The organism is uncultured Campylobacter sp., from assembly GCF_938045345.1.
Lineage (GTDB): Bacteria > Campylobacterota > Campylobacteria > Campylobacterales > Campylobacteraceae > Campylobacter_B.
The window spans coordinates 1-26,994 of record NZ_CALIMS010000037.1; the positions used below are offsets into that span (position 1 = coordinate 1).

General features: G+C 42.6%; 26 protein-coding genes and 1 CRISPR repeat array. Of the genes, 20 read left to right on the top strand and 6 right to left on the bottom strand.

Annotated features, from left to right (window positions below):
• Positions 1–452: 452 nt before the first annotated feature.
• From Q0144_RS07165 to rpoD, 3 genes are all read right to left on the bottom strand, one after another.
• Positions 453–596, bottom strand: coding sequence for a hypothetical protein (locus Q0144_RS07165; protein ID WP_297990027.1), 144 nt, complete (start codon positions 594–596; stop codon positions 453–455).
• A gap of 237 nt (positions 597–833) precedes the next feature.
• Positions 834–1,403, bottom strand: a complete 570-nt coding sequence (locus tag Q0144_RS07170) for a DJ-1/PfpI family protein (RefSeq protein ID WP_297962780.1) — start codon at positions 1,401–1,403, stop codon at positions 834–836.
• A gap of 199 nt (positions 1,404–1,602) precedes the next feature.
• On the bottom strand, positions 1,603–3,483 hold the full coding sequence (gene rpoD, locus Q0144_RS07175) for an RNA polymerase sigma factor RpoD (RefSeq protein ID WP_298062872.1): 1,881 nt from the start codon (positions 3,481–3,483) through the stop codon (positions 1,603–1,605).
• A 370-nt stretch (positions 3,484–3,853) separates the two neighbouring features.
• On the opposite strand from rpoD, the gene Q0144_RS07180 reads away from it, so the two are divergent.
• The 18 genes from Q0144_RS07180 (at position 3,854) to cas1 (ending at position 21,191) form a co-directional block, all read left to right on the top strand.
• Complete coding sequence (locus tag Q0144_RS07180; protein WP_298062874.1) at positions 3,854–4,336, top strand: 3-isopropylmalate dehydratase small subunit; 483 nt, start codon at positions 3,854–3,856, stop codon at positions 4,334–4,336.
• Positions 4,337–4,345: 9 nt separating this feature from the next.
• Positions 4,346–5,416, top strand: a complete 1,071-nt coding sequence (gene leuB, locus Q0144_RS07185) for a 3-isopropylmalate dehydrogenase (protein WP_298062876.1) — start codon at positions 4,346–4,348, stop codon at positions 5,414–5,416.
• A 9-nt stretch (positions 5,417–5,425) separates the two neighbouring features.
• On the top strand, positions 5,426–5,668 hold the full coding sequence (locus Q0144_RS07190) for a hypothetical protein (protein WP_005869161.1): 243 nt from the start codon (positions 5,426–5,428) through the stop codon (positions 5,666–5,668).
• Complete coding sequence (locus tag Q0144_RS07195) at positions 5,661–7,019, top strand: hypothetical protein (protein WP_298062878.1); 1,359 nt, start codon at positions 5,661–5,663, stop codon at positions 7,017–7,019. Before Q0144_RS07190 ends, Q0144_RS07195 begins: the two co-directional genes overlap by 8 nt.
• Positions 6,979–8,100, top strand: coding sequence for a CCA tRNA nucleotidyltransferase (locus tag Q0144_RS07200; RefSeq protein ID WP_298062879.1), 1,122 nt, complete (start codon positions 6,979–6,981; stop codon positions 8,098–8,100). Before Q0144_RS07195 ends, Q0144_RS07200 begins: the two co-directional genes overlap by 41 nt.
• Positions 8,101–8,149: 49 nt before the next feature.
• Entirely contained in the window at positions 8,150–8,908 is a 759-nt protein-coding gene (locus tag Q0144_RS07205; protein WP_298062881.1) for a hypothetical protein, read from the top strand.
• Positions 8,901–9,389 (top strand): tRNA (cytidine(34)-2'-O)-methyltransferase, encoded by a 489-nt coding sequence (locus Q0144_RS07210; RefSeq protein WP_298062960.1) that lies wholly within the window; start codon positions 8,901–8,903, stop codon positions 9,387–9,389. The genes Q0144_RS07205 and Q0144_RS07210 overlap by 8 nt, the downstream gene beginning before the upstream one ends.
• Positions 9,377–10,738, top strand: a complete 1,362-nt coding sequence (locus Q0144_RS07215; RefSeq protein WP_298062883.1) for an endonuclease/exonuclease/phosphatase family protein — start codon at positions 9,377–9,379, stop codon at positions 10,736–10,738. Before Q0144_RS07210 ends, Q0144_RS07215 begins: the two co-directional genes overlap by 13 nt.
• Positions 10,735–10,869, top strand: a complete 135-nt coding sequence (locus tag Q0144_RS07220) for a hypothetical protein (RefSeq protein ID WP_291937682.1) — start codon at positions 10,735–10,737, stop codon at positions 10,867–10,869. The genes Q0144_RS07215 and Q0144_RS07220 overlap by 4 nt, the downstream gene beginning before the upstream one ends.
• Positions 10,853–12,880: a glycine--tRNA ligase subunit beta gene (gene glyS, locus Q0144_RS07225; protein ID WP_298062886.1), complete on the top strand. Its 2,028-nt coding sequence runs from the start codon at positions 10,853–10,855 to the stop codon at positions 12,878–12,880. Before Q0144_RS07220 ends, glyS begins: the two co-directional genes overlap by 17 nt.
• 71 nt (positions 12,881–12,951) lie before the next feature.
• Entirely contained in the window at positions 12,952–13,683 is a 732-nt protein-coding gene (locus Q0144_RS07230; protein ID WP_298062888.1) for a CRISPR-associated endoribonuclease Cas6, read from the top strand.
• A gap of 117 nt (positions 13,684–13,800) precedes the next feature.
• A complete protein-coding gene (locus Q0144_RS07235) occupies positions 13,801–15,594 on the top strand; it encodes a TM1802 family CRISPR-associated protein (protein ID WP_298062890.1) in 1,794 nt (597 codons plus the stop codon).
• Complete coding sequence (cas7b, locus tag Q0144_RS07240; protein WP_298062892.1) at positions 15,594–16,511, top strand: type I-B CRISPR-associated protein Cas7/Csh2; 918 nt, start codon at positions 15,594–15,596, stop codon at positions 16,509–16,511. The genes Q0144_RS07235 and cas7b overlap by 1 nt, the downstream gene beginning before the upstream one ends.
• Complete coding sequence (gene cas5 / locus Q0144_RS07245) at positions 16,512–17,225, top strand: CRISPR-associated protein Cas5 (RefSeq protein WP_298062894.1); 714 nt, start codon at positions 16,512–16,514, stop codon at positions 17,223–17,225.
• Positions 17,226–17,271: 46 nt separating this feature from the next.
• Entirely contained in the window at positions 17,272–19,392 is a 2,121-nt protein-coding gene (gene cas3, locus Q0144_RS07250; RefSeq protein ID WP_298062896.1) for a CRISPR-associated helicase Cas3', read from the top strand.
• Positions 19,392–19,889, top strand: coding sequence for a CRISPR-associated protein Cas4 (locus tag Q0144_RS07255; RefSeq protein ID WP_298062898.1), 498 nt, complete (start codon positions 19,392–19,394; stop codon positions 19,887–19,889). The genes cas3 and Q0144_RS07255 overlap by 1 nt, the downstream gene beginning before the upstream one ends.
• A gap of 8 nt (positions 19,890–19,897) precedes the next feature.
• Entirely contained in the window at positions 19,898–20,176 is a 279-nt protein-coding gene (gene cas2 / locus Q0144_RS07260; RefSeq protein WP_298062900.1) for a CRISPR-associated endonuclease Cas2, read from the top strand.
• A gap of 16 nt (positions 20,177–20,192) precedes the next feature.
• Entirely contained in the window at positions 20,193–21,191 is a 999-nt protein-coding gene (cas1, locus tag Q0144_RS07265; protein WP_298062902.1) for a CRISPR-associated endonuclease Cas1, read from the top strand.
• 386 nt (positions 21,192–21,577) lie between these two features.
• A CRISPR array of direct repeats spans positions 21,578–22,258; the repeat unit is 30 nt; unit sequence GTAGAATTCCATCCCGTTGGGAATTGAAAC.
• Between the two features lie 638 nt (positions 22,259–22,896).
• On the opposite strand, the gene Q0144_RS07270 is transcribed toward cas1, so the two are convergent.
• Together Q0144_RS07270 and Q0144_RS07275 are read right to left on the bottom strand one after the other, a co-directional pair.
• A complete protein-coding gene (locus Q0144_RS07270; protein WP_297989991.1) occupies positions 22,897–23,031 on the bottom strand; it encodes a hypothetical protein in 135 nt (44 codons plus the stop codon).
• Between the two features lies 1 nt (position 23,032).
• Positions 23,033–23,278, bottom strand: coding sequence for a helix-turn-helix transcriptional regulator (locus Q0144_RS07275; protein ID WP_040303199.1), 246 nt, complete (start codon positions 23,276–23,278; stop codon positions 23,033–23,035).
• 240 nt (positions 23,279–23,518) lie between these two features.
• On the opposite strand from Q0144_RS07275, the gene Q0144_RS07280 reads away from it, so the two are divergent.
• Entirely contained in the window at positions 23,519–23,767 is a 249-nt protein-coding gene (locus Q0144_RS07280; RefSeq protein WP_298062904.1) for a hypothetical protein, read from the top strand.
• 208 nt (positions 23,768–23,975) lie between these two features.
• On the opposite strand, the gene ppk2 is transcribed toward Q0144_RS07280, so the two are convergent.
• The gene (gene ppk2 / locus Q0144_RS07285) at positions 23,976–24,878 is read right to left on the bottom strand and encodes a polyphosphate kinase 2 (RefSeq protein WP_177389122.1); all 903 of its coding nucleotides are present in this window, start codon (positions 24,876–24,878) and stop codon (positions 23,976–23,978) included.
• Between the two features lie 107 nt (positions 24,879–24,985).
• On the opposite strand from ppk2, the gene dsbD reads away from it, so the two are divergent.
• Positions 24,986–26,959, top strand: a complete 1,974-nt coding sequence (gene dsbD / locus Q0144_RS07290; protein ID WP_298062905.1) for a protein-disulfide reductase DsbD — start codon at positions 24,986–24,988, stop codon at positions 26,957–26,959.
• Positions 26,960–26,994 lie beyond the last annotated feature (35 nt).

The following is a 26,994-nucleotide window of genomic DNA, read 5'->3' on the forward strand; positions in this document are numbered from 1 at the left end:
GAAAACGGCGCGGCCTTTTATATGTATTGCCTCGCGGCGGTTTTGTTGCTCGGAGACTGGATTTACAGCTACCTTAAAAAGCGCAGCTTGCGACGCGGTTAAATTTAGCGGTGCGGCGGAAGGTAAATTTAAGAGCAATACGGCGCGGCGGAGCAGTAAATTTAAGATAGTATTGCGGTTGTAGCGCGGCAATGCGGCAAAATTTGGGTACTGCGATTACGAGTACGACAAGTGTAAGTAAAGAGAGACGGCTCTACCATTATTTTTAAAGCGTTCCATTATGGGCAAGGCATCATGGCGGTGGGATGTGATAAACGGGCCATAAAAGCTACAGGTATTGCATTGTATGTCGGCGCGCAATAATGAGGCGGCGGGAGATAACGGGACTCGGTATAAAGTGGCAAATAAGATGTACAAAGCAAGCTTTGTGGCTTTTGCTTTTTGAGACCTATTTAATTTCGCCGTGCGAGGGTTATTTGAGGCATGGTGAGCTCCACTAAATTTAAAGGCGAAACGGGAAAGACATCGTTTTTGCTTACGACGATGGGCGCGTGCTGAAGTACCGCTTTGGCGGCACACTTTGTTTTAAATTTCATAGCGTCTGTTGGCTTAGGCTCGCGCCGTATATAATTTTAGTGGCAAAATGAGCGTAAAATTCCATGCTCTATTTGCACGGAAGCACGCAAACTAAGGTATTGTGTTAGACCTAGCAAGCGTTGATGTCGTACCGCTTCGGCAAAATTTCATTTTCAGTATTTTTTGTATCTCATTTGTGCTTATATGCTCGAGTGTTGCTTCGGCAAAATTTTATTTGCTAAACGCGCACTGCCTACTTATCGCCACATTTGTTCGCACTGGGCAATTATTGCTTCGTCTATATCTCCTAAGGCGCGCAGCATTTGAATAGTAAAATCAATAAATGCGTTTCCGTTTGCGGTGATCATTTTACCGTCTACTACGGCTTCGCGACTTGTTTGTATAAAGGCATGCTTATTTTTGTATTTTGGCAAATTAACGATGTCTGCTAGACTATTTGCGGTGTGATGGCAGTCATTTAGCGCTCCTGCCGCCGCTAAGAAATACGCCCCGTCGCAAATACCGCCTACCACCTTGCCTTGTTGTTTAAATTCCTCTATTAAATTAGCAATTTTTGAGGCGTTTTCGCTAGGCAGTTCGCGCCATGAATTTCTAGCGCCGATTAACACGATTGCCGCGGCATCTGGCGAAATTTCATCTATTGTTAAATCAGGTTTTGCGCGTAAAGCTCCGAACGATACTTTCTCGTTTTTATCGGTTGAGGCATAAAGGATGCTATAGTCCGTGAAATATCGTAGTGCGGGAGCCAGTAGCGAAGCCTCCCAGTCGGCAAAGCCGTCTAAAATAACGATTACTAAAGTTTTCATAAAGTCTCCTTGAATAACCTACACTACTCAGTTCGGTTCGCATATCAAACTAAGCAAAATCGTAGAATTTATAAAATTTTTTATAATTCCGCTTTGGATTTAGAGCGGAATTCTATGATTTTACAAGTACGCGCGATAACATCGCTTTAAAAAGCCCGCTACCTCGGCGTGTGCTAGATCGCTATATCGGCGTTTTGTTCTAGCTCTCGATATAGGTTTTGAGTTTGCGGCCGATTTTTGGGTGTTTTAGCTTTTTGATCGCCGAGCTTTCGATCTGGCGGACGCGCTCGCGAGTGATGTTGAGCTCCTTGCCAATCTCTTCAAGCGTGCGGTCGCTCTCGTCGTCAAGCAGTCCGAATCGCATGCGGATCACCGTGCGCTCGCGGTCGTTGAGTTGCTCTAAGATGTCGTCGATCTGCTCTTTTAGGTCGGATTTTAAAATTTGCTCGATCGGCGAAACCGAGCTTTTATCCTCGACAAAATCGCCGAATTTGCCGTCGTCCTCGTTTCCGATCGGCGCTTCTAAGCTGATCGGCTCCTTTGTGATTTTGATGACCTGCTTTACCTTATCGACGCTAAGGCCTACTTCTTGCGCGATGACGTTTATGTCGGGCTCCTTGCCGCCTTCTTGCATATATTTGCGCGTGATTTTATTAATTCGATTTATCGTCTCGATCATATGGATCGGGATGCGGATCGTGCGGGCCTGATCGGCGATGGCACGCGAGATCGCCTGGCGGATCCACCACGTCGCATAGGTCGAAAATTTATAACCGCGCTTGTATTCAAATTTATCCACAGCCTTCATAAGCCCGATATTACCCTCCTGGATGAGGTCTAAAAACGGCAGTCCGCGGTTAGTGTAGCGCTTGGCGATGGAGACGACCAGGCGCAGGTTGGACTTCGCCATGCGCGCCTTTGCGTTATCGCTGATGCGCTTGCCGCGCTTGATCTGCTCTAAAATTTCTTTCAGCCGCTCGGGCTCGAGATTAAAGCTTTTTTTGCTCGCCTCTTTTGTCAAAAAGAGCTTTTTTATATCGACGTAGGTCGAGACCATCGTAGCTTCCGGCACGCGCGCGATGATGTCGTCTTTGCTAAGTCTCGTGATCTCTTTTAGAATTTTTTTGTGATTTTCGCGCAGTTCGGCGCTAAACATCGGCAGCTTGTACTCTAAGCGCTTGAGCTCCTTTTCAAAGCCTTCGTCGCTTTTTAGCGCGGTCTCCATCGATTTTACGATCTCGGTGATGAGCTTGCTCGTAGGACCCAGATCCATGAGCTTTTCTTTTAAAATTTTCTTTTTAAACGCCAAGTTTAGCTTCGATAAAATTCCCTTGCTCTGCTTAATCGCCTCGGCGTTTTTCTCGGCAAATTTCATCCAGTCCTTTTTGGCTTTTTCGAGAGCCTTGAAGCTTTCGATGACCTTTAGAGCACGCTTATCGTTCTTTCTGGAGCGCTTTTGCTTCGCCTCGTCCTCATCCGTGCTCTCCTCCTCATCATCGTAATCATCCTCCGACAACTCCTCTTCGTCCTCATCTTCACCCTCCTCGTCGCTGTCGTCAAAGCTCTTAAAAAGCTCCTTTACGCGGCGTTCGCGGTTGATAAGCGGCTCTTTATAATCTAAAATGAAGTCTATTAAGTACGGCACCGAGCAAAACGCGTCGATGATGATGTCTTCGCCGAGCTCGATTTTTTTGCTGATCTCGATCTCTTCTTCTTTCGTCAGCAGCGGGATCTGTCCCATTTCGCGCAGATACATCCGCACCGGGCTGTCCGAACGGCTCCACTCCAAAAGCTCGACGTCGCTGGATAGGTCAAACTCCTCGTCCCAGCCCTCGTCCAGCAGCTTTTTTTGCGTGGCTTCTTTGAGTTTTGCGTCCTCTAAATTTTTGATTTTGGAGATTTCTGCGGCGGAGATCAGCTCGACGTCGAATTTTTTCGTAAGCGCTTCGACCTTCTTAACGGCCGTCGCGGTGGGGGCTTTGTCGAAAAATTTTATCAGTCTTTCGTAGGTGATGTAGCTTTTCTGATTTTCGTCGAAGAACTGCTCGATGGGCGTTAAGGCGTCTTTTGGGCTCGCCATAAAATCTCCTTGTGTCGTTGTGTATTTGGTTTTGGAAAATCGGATTATACCGAAACGCTCTTTATTTTTGCTTATATACGGTGCAAACCATCTAAATTTAATGATTTTTTAAATTCTAGAAAGTAGGCTAAATTTTAAAATTTAGGTTATATTTTTAGCTAAATTTAAGATTGCTCGCTAAAATTCCGCTTCCTTCACGTTGCCGCTTTAAAATTTAACGCCTCCACACTTCCTATCTCTGCGCTTTGGCGTTTAAATTTAGCCCTAAATTCTAAGCGAGGAATTCCACCCTCATATCGGAGCGATTGAGCGGATTTTAATAAATTTGTCGGTAAAATCGTGCATCTATTTTAAAATTTAAGGCGGAAATATGGCAAAAGTATGGAAATTCGGCGACGATATCGACACCGATATTATTATCGCGGCGCGCTACCTAAATACCTCCGATGCGGCGGTGCTTGCGACGCACATTATGGAGGATGCGGACAGGGATTTTTCGTCCAAAATCGCTAAAGGCGACATCATCGTAGCGGGGAAAAATTTTGGCTGCGGCAGCTCGCGCGAGCACGCTCCGATGGCGCTTAAGGCTGCCGGAATTTCATGCGTGATCGCAAAAAACTTCGCTAGGATTTTTTATCGAAACAGCTTCAATACGGGCTTTTTGATCCTCGAATGCGACGAGACGGATAAGATCGCGCAGGGCGACGAGCTTAGCATCGATCTAAAGGGCGGCGTAATTAAAAATTTAACTCAAAAAACGCAGTATAAATTCGGCGCGATACCGGAGTTTATGCAAAAGCTCCTCGACGCCGGCGGCGCGATAAATTACGCAAAAACAAAGATAAATTTGTAAGGAATTTGGATGAAAAAATACGACGTATGCGTGATAAAAGGCGACGGAATCGGCCCTGAGATCATCGAAGAAGCGATCAAGGTGCTGGATGCCGTAAGCCATAAATTTAATTTTGAGCTAAATTTTGACTACCGCTTGATGGGCGGCGCAGCAATCGACATTATGGGCGTTCCGCTTCCGGATGAAACGCTAAATGCCGCTAAATCAAGCGACGCGGTGCTTTTCGGTGCGATCGGCGGCGCTAAATGGGACGGCTTGCCGCGCGAACTGCGGCCTGAAAGCGGGCTACTGAAAATCCGCAAAGAGCTTGGAGCTTTTGCAAATCTGCGTCCTGCGATGATTTTTGATGAGCTGATAAACGCTTCGACGCTAAAGCCGGAGATCATCAAAGGCGTCGATATAATGGTGGTGCGCGAGCTTACGGGCGGGATTTATTTCGGGCAGCCGCGCGTTAAAAACGAAAAGGATGCGCTAAATACGATGTGCTACAACGCCGCCGAGATCGAGCGCGTCGCAAAAGTTGCCTTTGAGGCTGCGCTTTTGCGAAACAAAAAGATAACGCTCGTGGATAAGGCCAACGTGCTTGAAACAAGCCAGCTGTGGCGCGAGGTCGTAAGAGAGCTAGCCAAAAATTACGAGGGGATAAATTTAGAGTTTATGTACGTAGATAACGCCGCGATGCAGCTCGTGCGGGCGCCCGCGCAGTTTGACGTGATTTTGACGGAGAATTTGTTCGGCGATATTTTAAGCGACGAAGCGAGCATGATCTGCGGCTCGATCGGGCTGCTTCCGAGTGCGAGTATCGGCGGCAAGGTAGGCATCTATGAGCCGATTCACGGCAGCGCGCCCGATATCGCGGGGCAGGGGATCGCAAATCCGATCGCTACGATCTTAAGTGCGGCGATGATGTTAAAATACGCATTCGGCGAAAATGAAGCGGCAGAAGCGATCGAGAGCGCCGTACGCGCCGTGCTTCGTGACGGATACCGCACCAAGGATATCGCGCAGTACGACGCCAAAGAAATTTGCTCGACCGCAGAGATCGGCTCGATCATCGCAGATTACGCGGCCAAGGCTTAGGAGCCAGCTTTGAATGGTGCGCTAGCATACGCTATGGAGCTTGAGAAAAAAGGCGATATCTACGGCGCAATGCGTATTTGCCGCGGTATTTTACGCGATAATCCGCAAGATGGCGATGCGGCTGTGCTTTTTGCACGGCTAAATTTAAATCATCGAGTAAGCTCGGGCGTTAATATGGCGATGCTGGAGCGCTTTTTAAGCGTCGATGCGCGCAAACAAGCGGAATTTAAGAGGTGGCTAATTGATGTATGAAAATGAACTGGAAGATATCATCGAAGCAGTAAATGAGATGAAAGTGCAAAAGCGCGCGCAAGATTTGGCAGTGCAGCAAGAGGGGGCTGTGAATGCGAGCAGTACCGAAGCAGGATCGCAGGCTTCGCAGGATGCTTTAAGCCCCGCTTCTTTTGCGCCAGATCCCATTGCGCCTGATGCCTTAAATTCTACATCTGCGCCGGATATCGCTTCATCAAACGTGCAAAATTTCACTTCCTTAGATACTAAAAATTCCACTTCACGCTTTGTTTCATCGGACGCTTTAAATTCCACCCTAGATTATTCAAATTCCATGGCGAGTAAGAGCTCTACGTATAGCAGCACGGAATTTGCAGCGGACACTATTTTAAAAAAATCTGCTGTAAAAGATGAAAATTTTACTTTTTCAGGCGAGGAGAATTTTAAAAACTCTGATCTTACAAGCAGTGAAAATTCCGTGGTTTCCGTCTCTTTAAATGGAGGAAATTTTATAAATTCCATTTCTGCAAGCGGTAAAAATTTCGCAAATACTACCTTTGCAAACGATGAAATTTTAAAAAGCTCCGCCGCAAAATTTGACGAAAGCTTTCGTGATTTATCGGGCATTGCAGGCGAAATTTACGATAGTTTAGGCAGCGATATGAATGGGTTTATTTCGCCGCAAAGCAGGGACACAAGCATACCGCGAAGCTCTGCCAAAAGTAAAGATTTTGAATTAGCACTAAATTCTACGGATGACGACTCCCAAAGTAAGCAAGATTTGACGCCTCGTATTTTAGGCGCGTATTTTAAGGAGCTAAGCAATGACGATTTTGGGCCTGGCTCTGATTTCAAAGAAAACAAAGTTGACGATTATTTCAGCACAGCGCATTCTAAAAAGCAGGATTTTGCGTCGCTTCAAGCTCAAAATCCCGCCGCACTAAATATCCGCAATGCTGCCGCGCAGCAGCAAAATTTCGTTTCACAGCCACAGAATTTTACTATGCCTGAGGCGCGAGACGATGAGCTCGCCACGCCGCAGTTTCGTAATTCTGCCGCGCAGGATATGCAAGCGGGAAGTTTTGCCTCTTATGGTGCTCAAAATTCCGCCGTGCGCCAGCCCGAGGAAGCACGACATCTCGGGGCCGCGAGACAAGCGGGTGACAAATCAAAATATCTCGCAAATGCAGATTTTAAAATTTCAAGCGAAGCGGAGTTTTTGAGCGCGATAAAAGAGCGGATTTTAGTGCTTTTTGAGGGGCTGAATGCTTTTGATCGGGGTGATTTGAACGCGCGCGTGGAGCTAAATTTAAAATTTATGGAATTTTTGCTTGCAAGTATCGAAAATCGACTTGAAAATCTATCAAAATAACGATTTCATCGCGCTTTTAGATTATCTTAAAAAATTTAGCTCGCGTATCTATCTAGTAGGCGGCTGCGTGCGCGATCATTTTTTGGGGCGGGCTAGCGCTGATGTGGATGTGGAGCTTTACGATGTGGATCTGCACCGCTTCGAGCAAATTATGCAAGACTTCGGCGCACAGGGCGTCGGCAAAAGCTACTTCGTCTATAAATACAAAAACTTCGATATCTCGCTTCCGCGCACCGAGAGTAAGACGGGCATCGGACACAAGGGCTTCAGTGTCGCTTTGGCTACGGACGAACATGAGGCTAGCAGGCGGCGCGATTTTACGATTAATGCGATGATGATAGACGCTATAAGCGGCAAAGTGCTCGATTTTTACGGCGGGCTTGCGGATCTGCATGCGAGGATTTTGCGAGTGGTCGATCCACGCACTTTCGTGGAGGATAGTTTGCGCGTATATCGCGCGGTGCAGTTTGCCGCAAGATTTGAGCTTCGCGCCGAGCCACGCACCTTAGAGCTCATGCGTAGTATCGACGCTAGCGATCTTAGTCGCGAGCGCATTAAAGCGGAGCTGATTAAATTTTTTTGTGCACCTGCGCACCGATATGGGATGATGCTAATGCAAGAGCTGGGGCTTTATGAGCGGGTTTTTGGATTGCGGATTGATCCGCGTACGCATGAGCGACTGATAAAATTCATAGAGCACGGCGAATCTTTCGTGAGAAATGAAATGTTTTTTTTATATGCGTTTTTGAATTTTTTAGGATTAGATAAAGATAAAATTTTAAAGAATTTAGGGCTAAATTCTCTTTATAAAAGGCTACTTAGCGAGCCGTTTTTTAAGCGGGTAAGCGACGAGCGACTATGTAAAATCGCTCTAAAAATGCCGCTTAAGCAGTGGCTCGGGCTATATTGTAAAGGTAGGGTGCAAGCGGCGAAGCGGCTTGGGATTTGGGATAAGAAATTTAAAAGCTTGGTTTGCGCCACGGATGTCGCTCACAATCTGCGCGGCGCTGCGATCGGCAAGGAGATTGAGAGGCTGCAAGAAGCGGAGATTAGGGCGTTTGTAGCGGCTTTAAAAGCGTAAATTTAGAGAGATTTCTGTAAAATCGCCGTTTTATTTAGGAGCTAGTTTTATGAAAAAATTCTATCGTCGCGACGAAATTTACGCGTTTTGCAAGAATGCTGCGTCTTTGCAAAAATGCGCTTTTTGCTTTGATCGCAGGCAAAATTTCGTGATTTTTGCTGCGCGAAATTTTATCTTTTATGGCGAGCGAAATTTAAATTTTTGCGGCGTAAGATTTCATAGCGCAAAGCTTAGCTCGGTAGGATTTCACGACGCGGAATTTTACCTATTAAAATTTCATCCGTCGTGCCGCCACACGGAGAAAATCCACGAGGCGAAGTTTTATGGATCGAGAGAATTTCGCAGATCACATCGATGCGGCGAGAAATTATATGAGCCGTGCAGCAGCGATGCGGAATTTCACGGCTCGCATTACAGCGAGATGAAATTTTGCGGATTAGGACATTTTGGCACAAAATCTCACAGCCTGCGTCGTATTAAACGTATTAAAGCAAAATTTAGCGAGCCGTATCGCGCGTCCTGTGCTATGGGAGTATCTGTCGCGCCGCACCATAGAAAGACGCAAGAGCCGTATTGCTGTGAGAAAAAATCTGACGTCCTGCAGCGTCGCAAAATCACGAACCTAAATTTTACTTCAAAGAATTTCGAATTATGGAATTTTACCCATTCAAATTTGCAAGGCTTTACCGCGCGAAATTCCAAGCCGCGTAATTTAGCTTTTCGAAATTCTAAATCTCAAAATCTCGCTTTGCGGAATTTTAAATTGCAAAATTCTGCTCATGCAAAATCGGTGATTTTTGATGTTTAATATCGTGTTAGTATATCCGCAGATCCACACAAACACCGGCTCCATCGGGCGTATGTGCGTCAATGCGGGATGCCGCTTGCATCTGATCAAGCCGCTCGGATTTATCATCGACGATAAGCATCTGCGCCGCGCGGGGCTTGATTACTGGGCGAACTTGGATCTTAAAATTTGGGAAAATTGGGACGAGTTTATGGTAGCGAACGAGAAATTTAAACAGCGCTTCTTTTTTGCGACGACAAAGACGAACAAGCTCTACTACGAGGCGGAATTTCAGCCGGGCGATTTTTTGATTTTCGGCTCGGAGGGGCACGGACTGCCGCTTGAGATCATGCGCACAAACCGCGAAAACTGCATCACGATCCCGATGAGCGGGGCGGGGCGCAGTTTAAATTTGGCCACCAGCGTGGGCATCGTAACCTACGAAGCGATTCGCCAAAATATCGATGAATTCGACTTTAGGAGCGCGGTTTGCGAGTTTTAGCGCTACTTTTTGCGGCGTTTTTCTGCGGTGCGGGTGCGGCGGAGCTGAAGATCGCATCGTTTAACGTGCAAAATTTATTCGACGGCGTAAACGACGGCACGGAGTATGCGGACTTTGAGATCGGGCGCGGAGGCTGGAGCGAGCAAAAATACGAGCGCAAGCTGCAAGCGGTAGCGGACGAGATAAGCGCGCTTAATGCCGATATTTTGGGGTTGCAAGAGATCGAAAACGAAGCGGTGCTAAAAGCGCTTGCGCAGAAGGCGGGCTATAAATTCTACGCTTTTTCGCGCGCGCAGACTGCACCTGCGGGCGTGGCGGTGATGTCGCGCATATCGATAAAATTTCAAAAAACTTACCGCCCGACAGAGCTTAAAACACGAGATATTTTGCGCGCTGATTTTGCGCTTAACGGCGCTGATTTTAGCTTTTATGTCGTACATATGCTCTCTGCACGCAATCCGCTTAGCGAGCGCAGGCGAAATTTCGCCTTTTTACGCGAGGTTTTGCAAGGGCACCAACGCGCTATCGTAGCGGGAGATTTTAATACGAATTTTGGGCGAAATTCTTTACTAAACGAGCTTATCGAGCGCGATGGATTTAGTGATTTGTGGGCGCTGCATCCCTGCTCGCAGCTAAAGCATTTTGGCTCTTGTGAATCTTATGAAAGTGGTGCGGTGCTCGATCATATCTTACTTAGCGACGATTTTTTTAGTAGCGAGCCGGGATATAAAAAGGACAGCTTCGTGGTTGCTAAATCCTTTACCGCTTCCGATCATTTCCCGATTAGCTTCATTCTGACGGACGAAGGCGCTTTAAAATCTATGCCGAAAAAGCAAGAATTTTTAGCTAAAAATACTGCTAGTGCCGCAAAGACCGTCACGATAGAGGAGCTTTACGGGCGCATTATAAGCGAGCCTGTGCTGATAAAAGGCGTAGTCGTGAGTTTTACAAACCGCCATGGCTTTGCGATTTCTCAAGATGGAAGTGGAGTTTTTGTCTATGGCGGCAGCGGGCTACAGCTAGGCGATAAACTCGATCTGCTAGTAAAAAAGACGAAATTTTATAAGCAAAGCTTTGAAATCGACGATTTTGAGATCGTAGCTAGAAACGGCAACGTAGGCTCTATCGCGCCATACGTTTTGCCTAGCGCATCGGTGCGGCAGCTGCGCGCAGGAGATGTGATAAGCACGATCAAAGGCGACGTTGAAGACGGCATAATTGATCTAAAAAGCGCGGGCGAGTTTAGAATTTTTCGCAAAAGCGCTCCTGTACAAAACGGCAAAAATTTAGAATTTAAAAATGCCTATTTTACGATTTATAAAGGGCAAAAGGAATTTATAGTAGAATGATACACGCCGTTATAACCGCACTTTTCGTGCTTTTTATGATATTTATGATCGTAGGATTTAACCGCGAAATGATGGAGAAAAACGAAAAACGAAATCAACGAAAAAAGGATAAAGATGGAACTACTCATTGAGATTGGGGTCGAGGAGCTGCCTGCGATCCCGTTTTTAAAAGAGCGTGCGAATATCGCGCCAAAATGGCGCGCGGTGCTTGAGGCTAACCGCATAAATAGCGACTTTCGCTTCGAATTTAGCCCGCGTAGATTCGTGCTATTTCACGAGGATTTTCCGCAACGCGGCGATGATGCGCAGATCGTAAGCACGGGCGCGCCAAAATCCGTCGCGCTCAAAGACGGCGCGTGGAGCCCTGCAGCGCTAAGTTTTGCTAAAAAATGCGGCATAAGCGAAAGCGAGCTGGAATTTCGGCAGATAGGTGGCAAAGAGGTGCTCTACCACGCTGCGGTGCAAAAGGGGCGTGATAGTCGTGAAATTCTGGGCAAAATGATTGAGGAGTTTTTACGATCGCTAAATTTTGGACGCGCGATGCGCTGGGGTAGCGGCAAGTTTGAGTTTATCCGTCCAATAAGAAGCATAGCCTGCGTTTTGGGCGGTCGAAACGTAGATTTTGAAATTTATGGCGTGCGAAGCGCAGCTGCATTTTTTCCGCACCGAAAATTTGGATACGAAGCGATTAAATTTAAAGACGCCGCGGATTATTTCGCACTGCTGGAGCGTAACGGCGTAATTTTAAGCGAGCAAAAAAGAAAAGATAAAATTCTAAGCGAGTTTGCAAAGCTCGAGAAAAAGCATGGCTTTAAGATCGAGGTCGATCCTGCGTTGCTAGATGAAGTAACGGCGATCACCGAGTATCCGACGGCGCTGTTAGGCAGCTTTGAGCGAGATTTTTTAAGCGTGCCAAAAGAGGTCATTATCACTTCGATGAAGGAGAATCAGCGCTATTTTCCAGTTTTCGAGGATAAAAACTTAAGCAATCACTTCGTTGTCGTTAGTAATGCGATTACCGATGATGACGAGCTTGTAGTACGCGGCAATGAAAAAGTTTTACGCGCGCGCCTAAGCGATGCTATGTTTTTTTGGAAAAGCGATTTGCAAGCGGAATTTAGCCCTGAAAAACTTAAGCAAATCTCCTATATGCAAGCTCTTGGCTCAGTTTATGATAAGCAAGTGCGCGAGCTAGCCGTAGCAAGGGCACTGAGCGTGGATTATGCTACGCAGATCGAGGCGGAGATCGGCAAAAAGGATTTCGTGCTGGATGTGGAAAATGCCGTAATGTTTAGTAAAGCAGATCTTAGCAGCACGATGGTGGGCGAATTTAGCGAGCTTCAAGGCATTATGGGTAGTTACTATGCCGCACATGCTGGACTGGCAGATCATATATGCCGCGCGATACGCGAGCAATATCTGCCTAGCAGCGAGGATAGTGAGCTTCCAAGCGGTGTATTTAGTGGCGTAATCGCTGTGGCGATGAAATTTGAAACGCTCCTGGGGCTTTTTAGCATCAATAAAGTTCCAAGCGGCAATAAAGATCCGTATGCGCTTCGCCGCGCAGCTACGGGGCTAATTAAAATTTTACTAAATCAAGGATTGGGCTTTGATGCAAATGCGCTGGCGCAAAAGCTGGCGCCAAATTATAAGAAATTTGACATTTCTAAGCTGCTGGATTTTATGAAAGATAGACTATATGGAATTTTTGACGAGATAAATCCGTCCGTGATCAAGGCGTGCATCGCAAGCGGCGAAAACGATCTATTACTACTAAGCAAGGCTATAAAGGCGCTGGGCGAGATCGCAGCAGCAGCGGATTTCGGAGAGAATTTCGCAACTTTTAAGCGCCTAGCCAATATCATCAAGGACGAAAAAATAGGCGCGGTGGACGAAAGCCTATTCGAACACGACGCTGAGCGTGCTCTAAATGTGGCGTTCAGGGCGATTAAGCTCAACGAAAACGACGTGAGTGGGCATCTGCGCTCACTATTTGGGCTTAAAGGCGTGATTGATGATTTTTTCGATAACGTAATGATAAACGTCCAGGATGTCAAGATACGCGCAAATCGTATCGCAAATATCGGACAAATTTATCGCGCGTTTTTGCAGTTTGCCGATATCAAAGAGATAGGATTTTAATTTCACTTAGAACTCATTTGCCCAAGGTTGCACGAATCTTGGGCAGAATTTTACCGCGCAAAGGAGCGCAAATGCTAATCATCAACGCAAAATTACCAACTAAAAATCTAAAAATCACAAAATCTCTCTCGCAGCTGATTCAGGGCTTTCTTTATCGCTATCTGCCGGCTTCGGAGCACGTAGGATATAGGCACGAATCAAGCGGTAAAATTTTTAAACGCACGGTGTTTGATTTTATCTTGCGAGGAGAGGACTTGCGCGTGCGATTTACTTCATGCGAGCCGGAGTTTGAACGTAAAATCGCGCTAGCAGTGCTAAAAGACGGGCTAAGCTTGGGTGAAATTCTATTTACGCAAACTACCGTCGAAGCGAAAAATCATAAAATTTTCGAGAACGAAGCTATTGTGCAAGGCTACGTGGCGTGCGTAGTAAGCGGGCTTTTGGGGCATAAAGTCTATTTGCAGCCGCAAGATAGCAGGCATTTAGAGATGATGAAGACGAATATTTTACAGCGATTTGAAACGATTATGGGGCGAAAATATGATGGCGAAATGGAGTTAAATTTATTGTGGCAAAAGCCGGGTGAGTCTGTGAAATTCTATTACGGCAACAATCGCGAGCCGGTATATGCGTGGCAGGCAAGATGGAAAATTTCAGCTAATGCAGAACTAATAAATTTGATCCTTGGCACGGGCGCTGGAAGTGGGTGCATGAACTACGGAGTAGGGGTTTTGGAGGTTGTAAAGCAAGACCTTATTAAAGTACAAATTTCAAATCCTAAAAAGGATAATTGCTTGCTTTGAAATCGATTGTATAATAAAAATTTAAAAAAGGCAAATTATTTTTTTAAAATACAATAACTATTGACAATATAATTAAAATTTAGTTATAATTCGCGTATATTTTAGAAAGGATAAATTTTGGGCGATATAGTTAAAATTTTTTCTAGTATCGGCGAAATTTATGATAAACAGAAAACCAAAATTAACAACAAGAGCTACGAATACGATGCTATTAAAATTTATCTTTGTGATATTAAAAGCAAAGAAATATCGGTAAATAACAATATTTCAAGAGACGATTTAATAGTTTGTAGATTTGGCATAGGCGCGAATTCTGGCAATTTGTTCCCTAATGTCCAATTCATTAGCAAAGCCGTAAAAGACGATACGCCTAAATTTATAAAAGGAATTTTAAAAGCCGTAAAAAATATGCTCTCTTGCTTCAATCCTGACGATATCAAAAATGATAAAATATTGACGGATTTATCTAGTTTAAACGAGAGCTTTTTTGATGATATTTTAAGTGAAATTGTAGCTCTACAAGAAGAGCCTAAGAAAAAGGGCATGAAAGTGGCTACTTTTTTTGCATTATCTTGGGAGGGTAGACCGATTTCAGCGTATTTCAAAAATATTTTTACGAGTCATTTAAGTGATAGCGATAATGGTAAAACTGCCAAAATTTATGGTTATGATATGCTTACAAATAGTATTGGTATCGGCGGAGATGCGAATTTAGCGTTTTGTTCCGTAAATGAGCTACCGACTGCTTTACAAGACATTAAAGTTAGATTACTACCTCTAAATGGCGCTAATGCAAATTTGGTTAAAAACGGTTTTATGGTAATTGATAAGGAATTATCTTTTAATTTTTACGGGGATAAAATGGCGGTCTTACCGACGTTAATGGTAAATGATGTAAATTTATTAGAAAAAATAGTGGAAATTTTAAAAGACCCGAGCGAAAAGAAAAAAGATCTGCAAGGCATACAAAATATCGAAGAAAGTATTAATTACGAATTGGAATTCGTAGCTAAAGCACAAGCAAATATGCCCGTGCTAAATACAATTCTATTTTATAAAAAAAGCAATGCTGCGGTTAATGTATTATTGCAAATAGATGATGTATTGCCGTCTTATATTTCTAAAATTTCCGATTTAATGGGTAGATATAACATTAGGGCGATTAGGCGAAAAGATAGTAAAGATCAACAAGACGATACTATTTACATGCAAAATTTATTTCTTAAAAACATCGATATTATGGATTTTTTATTATCGCAAAATAGGATGAATTTAGATGATATGATGGAAAAATATGCTGCTTTGATTTATAAAGGCAATATTAACTCTAGTTATGCGTCAAAAATAGAGTGGGGATTTTATTTTAATTGCGTTAAGACATATCAAAATAGAAGTATAAAAAGTATCGAAAAATATCAAAATTTCTTTAATGAAATAGGTGCTTTAAATGGAAAAATATCATTTGCAAGGGAGGTTAATTTGCAAGGCTTAAGCGATAAAAAAGAGCTAATAAGCTCGATTTTGAAAAATAGCGAATTTCTAAAAGATAATGAAGTATTGCAGAGTGCATATTTGCTAGGAATGATGTCCGCAGGGTTGATAAATCGCCAATTTGCTATTAGCAAAAATAGTTCATTCGAAAAATGGCTGAATAATGCCGGACTAATTACGAAAGAGCTTTTAGAACGGATTTGGACCAAGTGCGATGAAACTAACAAAAAACTCTCCAATGTATCGCGAGGAAAAAGAAGTGCTAATATAGAAATCATGCGCGATATTTTGATTGGAATTTTACCAAGTGCGTTTTTATCTCAAAAGCGGGTTAAGAGCGCTTATGTAACGCTAGCTTTTGCTATGGGCGGAAGTGATTTTACGAAATATATTAAAGATAACACTCAAGGAGACGAGTAATGAAAAAGAAGGAAATTCTATTTCTTTGGGACGGCGAAAATTTTAATCCAAACGGCGATATGCTAAGAGATAACGCTCCTAGGATAGACGATGAGACGGGTATAGCAGAAGTTACTGATGTACGTATAAAGCGAACAATTAGAGATGAAATTATGAAAAAAGACGAAAGTACGATTTTCATTAAAGAGTATAAAAGAGATGAAAATATCTTAGATTGCAAAAGCGCGATACGTGAAGTGATTAATGTAAAGCAAGAAAAAATCGAGATTGAAAAAGAAATTTTATCTAAATTTATCGATATTCGCGCATTTGGTGGAGTTTTGCCGATATCGGATAAAGACGAGATGAAAAAAGAAGGCATAAAAACAGCCGGAATTCAATTTGTCGGACCTATTCAGTTTAGAATGAGCAGATCGCTTCATAGAGTTGCGGTAGAGCATATAAAAGGCACCGGCGCGTTTGCAAGCGGTAGCGATAAGGCGAATAAAACGTTTAGGGAAGAAGATTTTTTAAATTATGCAATGTTTGCAACTTACGGAATAGTGGATAATCATAGTGCAAAGATTACGAATTTGAGCGAAGATGATGTGAAAGTGATTTTAAGCGCGCTCTGGAGTGGGACTAAAAATTTAATTACTCGCACGAAAATGGGTCAGATACCTAGATTTATGCTAGTAATTACATATAAAAATGATACTTTCGCTGGAGATTTAAATAACTGTGTGGCTATAAATAGTAGCAAAGAAGATGTGGAGATAAGAAGTATAAATGATTTTACAATTGATTTTTCTAGATTAAAAGCTAAACTTACTAGATACGCGCAAGAGATCGAAAAAATAGAGTATATGAGTGATTTTGACTTCGAGCAAAATAACAGATCACAATTTGATAGTAATTGGATAAAAATAGGATTTTAAATGGATATAATAGCTTTTGAGCTATCGGGAGATTATGCGCATTTTTCTCATCCAGCTACTATCTACTCGTCTCTTACATACCCGGTGCCGCCAAAGACTGCTGTCATGGGGCTTTTGGGAGCGATTATAGGTGAAATGAATTATTTTAAACTTAACGATATAGGTTATAGCGTTATTTTAAGTTCGCAATTTCGCAAAAAAACTATGATTTTTAACGGTATAAAATTTGCTCTATCGTCAAATATGCATATCGAACAAGGCTATCAAGATTCTAGTGAGAAAAAGCAGTTTTATAAAGAGCTAATAAAAGATCCTAGATATGTCATATTCGTTGATTTAAGTGCTTTAAATGCTTCTTATAAAGAAAAGATAATCAACAGCTTAAAAGCTCATAGATGTGTCTTTACACCATATTTAGGTATAAATTTTTGTATAGCGGATTTTAAATATATCGAGATAAAAAATTGTGAATTGGTGCATGAAAAGGAAAGTTTTATAGATACGTTCGTTTTGATGGACGATTTTATATTTGATGCACAAAACTTTGATATCAGACTTACTACGGCTAGAATGGCTTGCGGGTGCGAGGAGGGTAGAATTTTTAAGGATTTTAAAGATTTCGTTATCAAGCTAAGCGGCAATAGTCAAATCAAAGCAAAGAATAGAGGAAATATTTATCAAATAAATGACTACAAGGTCTACTTTGCAAAGTGAGCTGCTATCGCATCCTAATAAACCATTAATAAAGCATATAATAAATATGCTTGCCGAAGCGGATAGTAGGCTTTTGCAATGCGTTAAAATTTATCACGATATAGCCAAGCTAAAAACTAATTTTCAGATTTATATAAAAAATCCTACCGAAAAAATTGCAGATAAAAATCATGCTTTATTATCCGCTTACATATTTTTACTAAATTCAGAATTTAATGAGCTAGATACGGCTTTTGGGTTTTTATCCATCGTATCACACCACGGAAATGTAGAAAATTTTTGTGAGCTTACAACGCAAAATAAAAATTTCGGCAAATATTTTGAGAGCTCGAAAGAGCTAGGCTTTTGGGATGAAGTCTTAGATAAAGCTTTAGGTTTAGAAATTTACAAAGATATTAAAAGGGATAAAAATGAGCTTTTAATTAAAGCTAAACATTTAAGAGAATACTTCAAATTTGCGAAAAAGAAGTTTGATTACGATGACTTTTTAAATTTCAAAGACATATTTTCGTCACTTATTTATAGCGACAAATATGAAGCTATTTTTAATCAAAGAATTCCTGCTTCTAAACCGGCGAATTCTAATACGATCGAAAAATATATCAAAGCCCTGGAAAATCGTAAGCCAAATGCGAAAAGAAGTGAGTTTAGAAAATTCGTTTTAAATAATTTCGATGTAAATCATAATCTTTTTACTTTAACTGCGCCTACGGGCTACGGTAAGACTTTGACTGCGCTAAATTTTGCCGCCAAATTTAATAAAGAACGTATTATTTACGTGCTGCCGTTTACGGCTATCATAGATCAAGTTTATGATGAGATAAAAGAGATTTTCGAAGACGATAAAAATATATTAATTCATAAAATTCATCACAAAACTACGATAGATGAAAGTACCCCGCAAGATCGCTATTCTAAAGTTAAATTTTTGATAGATTCCTTTAGCGGAGATATTAACGTAACCACGCTATATCAATTTATATTTGCACTCTTTGGAAACAAAAATAAAGATAGCGTAAAATTTAACCGATTAAAAAATAGTGTAATAATAATCGATGAGGCGCAGGCAGTACCGTATAAGTTCAGGGCGGATTTTATGAAACTTTGCGAGATGATGGCGGAGAAATTTGGCTGCATTTTTATCTTTATGTCCGCTACGATGCCTATTGTTGATACGACTAAATTTAAAGAAATTTCAAATTTAGATTATTTCAAAGATCAAAATAGATACGTTTTAAAGTGGTTTGATGGCAATGAGAGTGCTTTAAAAGACAAGATTAAACAGTTAGCAAAAAGCAAAAATACACTAGTCGTCGTAAATACCATTAAAAAAGCCCAAGAGCTATTTTTGGAATTTTACGATGAATTTAAAATTTTTTGCCTAAACGGATATATGTGCGACGATCACAAACGAAAAAATATCGAAAATATAAAAGACGCGATTGCTAAAAATAAAAGTGGGCACGGTGATCCGATCTTGCTAATTTCTACACAGTCTATCGAAGCTGGCGTAGATTTGGATTTTGATGTCGGATTTAGAGAGATAGCGCCCATTAGCTCGATTATCCAAACTGCCGGTCGTATAAATAGAAATTTTACAGCTCTGGGAGAATTATACGTATTTAACGATATTTGCGACTATTCCGATCTCATTTACGGTGATTTAAAACGCATTAGCGATAATATTTTAGTAAAAATTCTAAAGCAAAGAGATATCATCGAAAGCGAAATTTTAGATATTTCCACTAGGTATTTCAGCGCCATAAAGCAAAGCCTAGAGAGTTTATTTTTGGTGGAGCAGATGCGAGAGCTCGGATTTTACGATATAAACGAAAAGATTAGCGAGGCGATGGATGATAGACTTAAAATTTTAGTAATAATTGAGCCAAAAGAAGATTATATTAAAGAATTTCAAAATGAAATTTTTGAAATCAATAGGCTTGATATTGACAAATTTAATAAGAAAGATATATTTACGAATACTATTAAGAAAATTAATAGATTTGGTGTAAATATCACAGAATTTGATGCAAAGCGTTTAAATATAAAGCGTATTGATGGGCTAAAAGATGTCTATTATTTACCATTCGGCGATACTTCGTACAATAATAATTTCGGGATTAAAAAGGACGCCGCCTTAAATCTCAAAAATGAGTTTTTCGACTAATGTTTTGCAAAGACCAAATCACCGGTACGCTTGTGAATTATTATGTTACCTGCAAGCGCGAGGCGTGGCTTTACGCGCATCATATCCACGCCGATCAGGAGGATGAAAACGTGCTGATGGGCAAGGCGCTAGCGGATATCAAAGAGAACGGTTTGCAGGACTTTGCATTTTCAAATTTGAAATTTGATAAGCTTTCCAAGCAGCGCGGACATTATCTCATCACCGAATATAAAAAGAGCCTAAAAAATCCAGAAGCAGGCAAGATGCAGCTACTTTTTTATATCTATCTTTTAAAAACAGGCTTAAATTTAAAAGAGGTGAAAGGCAAGCTAATTAGCGGCAAAACCGTCATAGCCATTGAGGATAATGCCGAAAATTTCACTAAAATCGAAACAATTCTAAACGGCATTACCGCCATTGTAAACGAGCCAAAGCCGCCTAAATTTAGCCCGCAAAAGATTTGCGAGAGTTGCGCTTATCGTGATTATTGCATTTAGGAGATAGAATGTACGCTATTTTATTTTACGATATTTCAAACAGCGACGAAAAGAAGAAAAATAACGCTGCGCGCGTCCGAAAGGCGGTCGAGAAGTTTCTACCTCGCGTGCAATTCAGCGTTTTTGAGGGTGAAATCAGATCGAGCGATCTTAAAAAATTAATGGCGATTTTGCAAAAAGAATGTTCTAACAGGCTTGATTCGGTAGTAATTTATACTTTTAATTCGCTCAAATATTCACAGCGTCTCGTCATCGGGTGCGATAAAAACGAGGCAATATTCAGCTAAAATTTAAGGATAAAGTATGCAAAAATCGGATCGCACGCATTTTATTTTAAGCCCAGGCCGATTGCGCCGCAAAGATAATAATCTATACTTCGATAAATTTAACGACGAGGGTGGAATTTTAACTAGTAAAATTTTGCCAATTAACGCGATTGATGAAATTTATATTTTGGCGCGAGTGGAGCTTGATACTTATGCTATGGCGTTTTTGGCTGATAATAACATTTTGCTGCATATTTTTAGCGCCTATCAGAGCTTTCGCGGCAGTTTGTTCCCGAATACTTCAAATTCTGTAAATAAAAGTGGCTTTGTGCTTTTGGCGCAGTTGCGGGCTTTTGATGATCTTTCTAAGCGCCTTTTTATTGCTCGCGAGATTACTCGCGTTCGCATCTTAAATGCAGCCATTAATTGCAAGGTTTACGGTGTCTCGCTCGATACTGCGCCGCATCTGGATGCTCTAGCGCGCGCCTGCGACATAGCAGCGGTAATGGCGGTGGAAGGCGGCTTTGCCAAGCAGTATTTCGCGGCTTGGAACGAAATCATCGAGGATCAGCGCAGTTTTAAATTCACGACGCGTTCCAAACGCCCGCCGGCAGATAAAATTAATGCCCTCATTAGCTATGTAAATACGCGTATTTATAATATCTGCCTCAGCGAAATTTACAAAACCGAGCTTGATCCGCGCATCGGCTTTTTACACGAGCCAAACTACCGTGCGCTAAGTCTGCATCTAGATCTTGCAGAGATTTTTAAGCCTATTTTAGGCGATAGATTAATTTTCGGAATGTTAAACAAGCGCGAGATTACGGCAAAAGATTTTGAAACGGACGCGGGGCGTATTCGATTCGGTCGAGAAGCGGTGCAAAAGATCGAGCTAAAAATGATTGAGAAACTATCATCCTGCGCGAACGTAGCGGGACAGAGCTTAACCTGGCGTCAAATTATCCGTCGCGAGGCCAATCAGATTAAAAAATACGTCTGCGAAGGCGTGCCTTACGAGGGGTTGGTATGGCGGTAGGCTGGGGTTTTAAGCTCATTCGTGCTTTTGAAATTTTGACTAGAATCACTTGTGCCTATAGATTGCGCCCTCTTAAGATGCATGTCTTTTGAAATAAATTTGATCTGAAGCACGGAACGGCGAACGAATTGGCTTTAAAAACGCATATGCTTTTAAAATTTCAGCTTTTTTTGTTGTTCATACTTCGATTTTTGAATATCTTATATTGAGATTTTAACATTTGCACTCACGATACATATAGATAGCGATAAAGTTGTTTTTAAGATTCTGAAATGCCGAATTTTGGGCATTTAACAATCGGCGCTTTTTTAAATTTAGTCCATTTTAAGGCATAAAAATATATACTCCTAACACTTTCTACCTAGAAAAATGGCAAAATTCGTGCTGTAGAATTCCATCCCGTTGGGAATTGAAACTGTGATTTTGTCGCTTTCGTTTTTTGCGGTCAAGTGTAGAATTCCATCCCGTTGGGAATTGAAACTCGAAGTTCCTAAGCCCTCTTTGCTTGATAAATTTAGTAGAATTCCATCCCGTTGGGAATTGAAACGCTTCCTCAAGCTTTCTTTCCGCCTCTTTGATCTGTAGAATTCCATCCCGTTGGGAATTGAAACTCACCTGTTGCGACTTGAAAATCGTCTATCCAGTTCGGTAGAATTCCATCCCGTTGGGAATTGAAACAGGAAGTACCAAAATCCCCGATGATGCTCTCATCGAGTAGAATTCCATCCCGTTGGGAATTGAAACGGGTTGAAGTTTCATTCACCGGGGTCAAATTTCCAGTAGAATTCCATCCCGTTGGGAATTGAAACACACATCTTGCCGTAGTAGAACCCTCAGCTATTGTAGAATTCTATCCCGTTGGGAATTGAAACGCATCGTAGTATATCTATGAAACCCGTCCACAATGTAGAATTCCATCCCGTTGGGAATTGAAACTCCTATATTTTGGCTCTATCATTGTCCTGCCTCCGTAGAATTCCATCCCGTTGGGAATTGAAACTTCTGTCACTGCATTTTATAGCGTCCCGCAGGAATGTGGAATAATTCTATCCTTTGGGAATTGAAATGCATAAATGGGCTTATTGCACGATTTGCGTAGGCGATAGAATTCTTCTTATTGAAATCAAAACGGATTTATGCGATACACCTTTTGCGGCAGGAATGGGTAGAATTCTCATCTCGCTATAAAATTTAAAAAGATTAGTTGTGGCTGAGATAAGATATGGCATGGTGCACTTATGCGAATTTTATTCGGTTTCAATTTGCCCACCAAATATATTAAATTTATAGGTTACGAATAAAATTTTGAAGTTACTTATAGATTAAAATTTTAACGAGCTGTATATTTGCCATAATATAAATAGATTTAAATGCAACTCATTTAATAGCAATTCAAAATATTTATAAAAATGCACGCTATGGATCTTAAAAGCTAGGTTAAAGAAGGAATTCCGCATTAATTTCAATTAAATTTACGCTACAAATTTAAGATCATGTGCCAAAGTTAGAATTTAAAATTAAATTAGATGATACCAAAGAGGCAGAAAGATAGTAAAATTTTTATAAAGCAGAATTCGCTAGCATCCTCTGAAACTGCAAAACAAAGAATATCGGCGTGCTCGTCATAAAAAGGAAAAATCATCTAAATTTAATGGATACTACCGCCTTTGCCACATAAAACATAATAATTAAATGCCTCCGCCAATTATTTTTTAAAATTTCTAAAAAATTTCTTCAAAAGTGCCTTGTAAAAAATCGCGAATTTCGACTCTTTTTTCTCATAAATCACGCGAAAAACGCCCTGCAGATCCAGCTTTTCTTGCAAAGTAATGTTTTGCACTCTACTCTCCTATAAGTTTTTTTATCTTATGTAGCACAAACGCAGCGTCGTCGCTATCGAGCTCGCACAACATCTGGCATATCGCAGTCGCAGCTTGCGGCTTGGTCGTGCCCAAGCGCCAGTCCTGATACGTCCGCATCGACACGCCTAACCTCTGCGCCATCGCGGCGTGCGAGATCTTTTTGCCGTTATTTTTGGCTTCGACGGCATTGTGCAAAATGTTGAATATATCGCTCGTTTCTAACATATGAAAATTATACAAATTTATTCGTTAATTATACATAAAATCGTATAAAATGAATAAAAATCGTGTTATTCATAAGTAAAAATAGCAAAATACTTCGTTTATCCGTATAAATTATACAGAATACTGCATAAAATAAACATAAAATTTTATAAAATTTTGCATGTTATGCCGTAAAGATGAACCGGCTTGCACAAACAGGCATCTTATAGAACGGCACATTAAATTTTAAAACGGGGATAGATGAAATTTTACACATCGAAGCTTTTGGGGTTTGATTTTTTTGATCGGTTCTGGCAGCAATTACAAACAAAATGGAATTTTACCCTATGTCGAGCCATATCTGCCGGTACAAAGAGCGTTTCAATTCCTAATGGAATAGAATTCTACGGAAAGGCGGTGAATGCGGGATATGTGAATTTCGCATTTCAATTCCCGTTGGGAATTGAAACTATGGGCGACAGCCGCAGAGAAAAGCAAGCGACGAGGTAGAATTCTATTCCATTAGGAATTGAAACGTGATATACTTCATCACGTAGCCCGTGGCGTTGTGTAGAATTCCATCCCATTAGATAGAATTTCAAAGAATCTTGAGGTGCACAATCATAGAATTTAATGCGTTTCTATATATTAGGAAATAAATCCCTAATGAAGCAATTCCTAGCAAGCCTCCCTAGCGAGTAATCTTCATTGGCAAGATTTAGCCCTTTTTCTTATCCTTTTTACTCTTGCGAGAGGGGCTCTCCAGCTTGCGCCAAGCCTCGCTTTTTTGGCTATCCTCCATTAGCGCTATCTCCCTGGCGCCGTTTCGCACGAGGTTTGGATCCACCGCAAGTTCCTTCGCATCAATCTTTTCGGGATAGTCTATGCGCGAGAGTATGCAGCGGAAAGCGTTTAGTCGCGCGATCTTTTTGTCGTTGCTATCAAGGATCGTCCACGGCGCAAACTCGGTATTTGAAGCGAGTAGCATAGAGTATTTTGCGAGCGTATATTGATTCCACAGCTCCTGCGATCTCGCATCCACCGGCGAAAGCTTGTATTGCTTCAGCGGGTCGGTACGGCGCGATTCGAAGCGCCTTTTTTGCTCCTCTTTGGAGACCGAAAAGTAAAATTTAAACAAAATTATCCCCGCACTTACCAAAAGCTCCTCAAATTTAGGCACTTGACGCAGGAAATCTTTATGTTCGGCGTGGGTGCAAAAGCCCATCACGGGCTCGACCATCGCGCGGTTGTACCAGCTGCGGTCAAAGATCGTGATCTCGCCGCCGCTGGGTAGGTGCGCGACGTAGCGCTGGAAATACCACTGCGTCTTTTCGACATTGCTCGGCTTTTCGAGCGCTACGATGCGGCATCCGCGCGGGTTTAGGTGCTCGGTTAAACGCTTGATCGTGCCGCCTTTGCCCGCCGCGTCGCGCCCCTCCATCAAAATCAAAATTTTTAGCCCCTTCTCTTTTACGAATTTTTGCAGCTTCAAAAGCTCAATCTGGTATCTTTCAAGCAGCGTCTCGTAGTCTTTGAACGAGATTTTTTCGTACTTTGAACTTTTAAATTCTATCTCTTTCAGCGCTATTTCACCCGTTTCGGTTTTGATCTCTTTGCTCATATTGCCTCCTAAAATTTTAAGGAATTTTACAAAAAAGTTCTTTATATTACACTATAAATTCATACTTATTACGTTAGAATGTAGGAAAAAATTTCAAAGGATAAAATTTGATAAGATCACTGATTTTGGCAGCGTTTTTTCTTTTAGGCTTGGGCGCCGAGCCCCTGAAACCCTCCGATGCGTTCAAGCTTAACGTGGCGGCGCAAAGCGATAGCGTAACGCTAAGCTTTGATATCGCGGACGGGGTCTATCTCTATCAAAACGAGATAAAAATTTTCATTGGCGGCGCGGAGGTGACGAATTTAATAAATCTGCCCGCCGCGACCGAATACAAGGATTATAAAATTTATGAGGGCAAATTTAGCATCGCCGTGCCTTTAGGCCTCGTGCTTGCAAACACCGCAGACAGCGATGATTTCGTGCTTAACGGCGATTTTTTGGGCTGCACGAAATCGGGCTTTTGCTATCAGCCGCAGCAGTTCGGCTTTAACTTCAAGCGCGTGGTGGAGGGCTATGAGATCAGCAAAATTTCAAACTCCGAGCTGAAAAAATACCGAAGCGGCGCAAATTTCGCGCATATTTCTGACACGTACAGCGCACAGAGCGGGAATTTAAATTTTGAAAGCAATACCGCAGCTTCGGGCGCAGAGGCAAATTCTGAGGCAAACTCGCACGCGACGGGAAATTCCGCGGCGAGCTCGGCGGAAAGCGCTGCGGTAAATTCCGACGAAACCTCCGCGCAAAAAACTTCTCGCGGCGCAAATTCCATCTCCGAGCAGGATAAAATTTTAAATGTTCTCGGCGGCAAGAGCTTCATCGCGGCGATCGCGCTGTTTTTCGGCTACGGCGTGCTGCTCTCGCTAAGCCCTTGCGTCTATCCGCTCATCCCGATCCTCTCGTCGATCATCGTAGCGAAAACTTCCTCGAAGCCGAGCGCAAAAAAAAGCCTCGCCGTAAGCCTCGCGTATATTTTTGGGATGGCGAGCTCGTATGCGATTTTAGGGGCTTTCGTGGCGGTTTTCGGGCAAAATTTACAGGGCCTGCTGCAAACTCCGCTCGCGCTGATCCTAACCTCGCTCATATTTGCCGCGCTCGCGCTTTCGATGTTCGGATTTTACGAGATCCGCCTGCCTGCGCGTTTTCAAAGCTTCTTAAATAGCAAAAGCGAAAATGCTGGCGGTCTGATCGGAGTTTTTTCGATGGGGCTTATCTCGGCGCTCGTCGTATCGCCGTGCATCTCCGCTCCGCTTGCGGGCGCGCTCGTTTACATCGCGGGCAGCGGCGACGTTCTGCTGGGCGCGGCGGCTCTTTTTGCGCTCGGGCTCGGAAGCGGTGCGCTACTGCTTGTGGTGGGGCTCGGCGGCGCATTGCCTAGGCCCGGAGCTTGGATGGAGGCGGTGCCTAAAATTTTCGGCTTTTTGCTGCTTTTTACGGCGGTGTGGATTTCGCGCACGCTTATCGGCGAAAATTTAAGCCTGCTGATTTACGCGGTTTTAGGCGCGATCTTTGCAGGATTTTTGGGGCTGTTTGACGACGGCGCGGGCGGCATCAAGCGCGCTTTGGCTCTCGTAATCGCGCTATATTCGGCGCTGCTGCTTGCGGGCTTTGCCAGCGGCGCGAAAGATTTTTCCAGACCGCTTGGTAATCTAATCCCGCAAAGCACGAGATATTCCAGCGGCGGCCCCGGCGGCGAGGGCTTGCAAGCGAGCGAAATTTCTCGCGCTAAAAATTTTAGCGGCGCGCATTTTTCGTTTGTGCACGATCTGGCGCAGCTGCGCGGCGAAATAGAAAATTCCAAAAAGCCTGTGATAGTAGACTTTTGGGCTAGCTGGTGCAAAAATTGCGAGCAGAGCGAGCGAGCATTCGCAGATCCCGCTCTTGCTGGCGCGCTTGATAAATTTAGCCTTTTAAAGATCGATCTTAGCGAAGATAGCGAGCAAAATAGGGCGATAAAAGCGCATTTTAACGTATTCGGTCCACCTACGATTCTGTTTTTTAAAGAGGGCGCCGAGATTACGAGCCTGCGCCAGATCGGCAGCGTAAATTCCGAAAAGCTGGCTGAGATTTTAAGCGAAATTTAGTGAAATTTAGATAGATTTCAAACAAAATTTAGTTT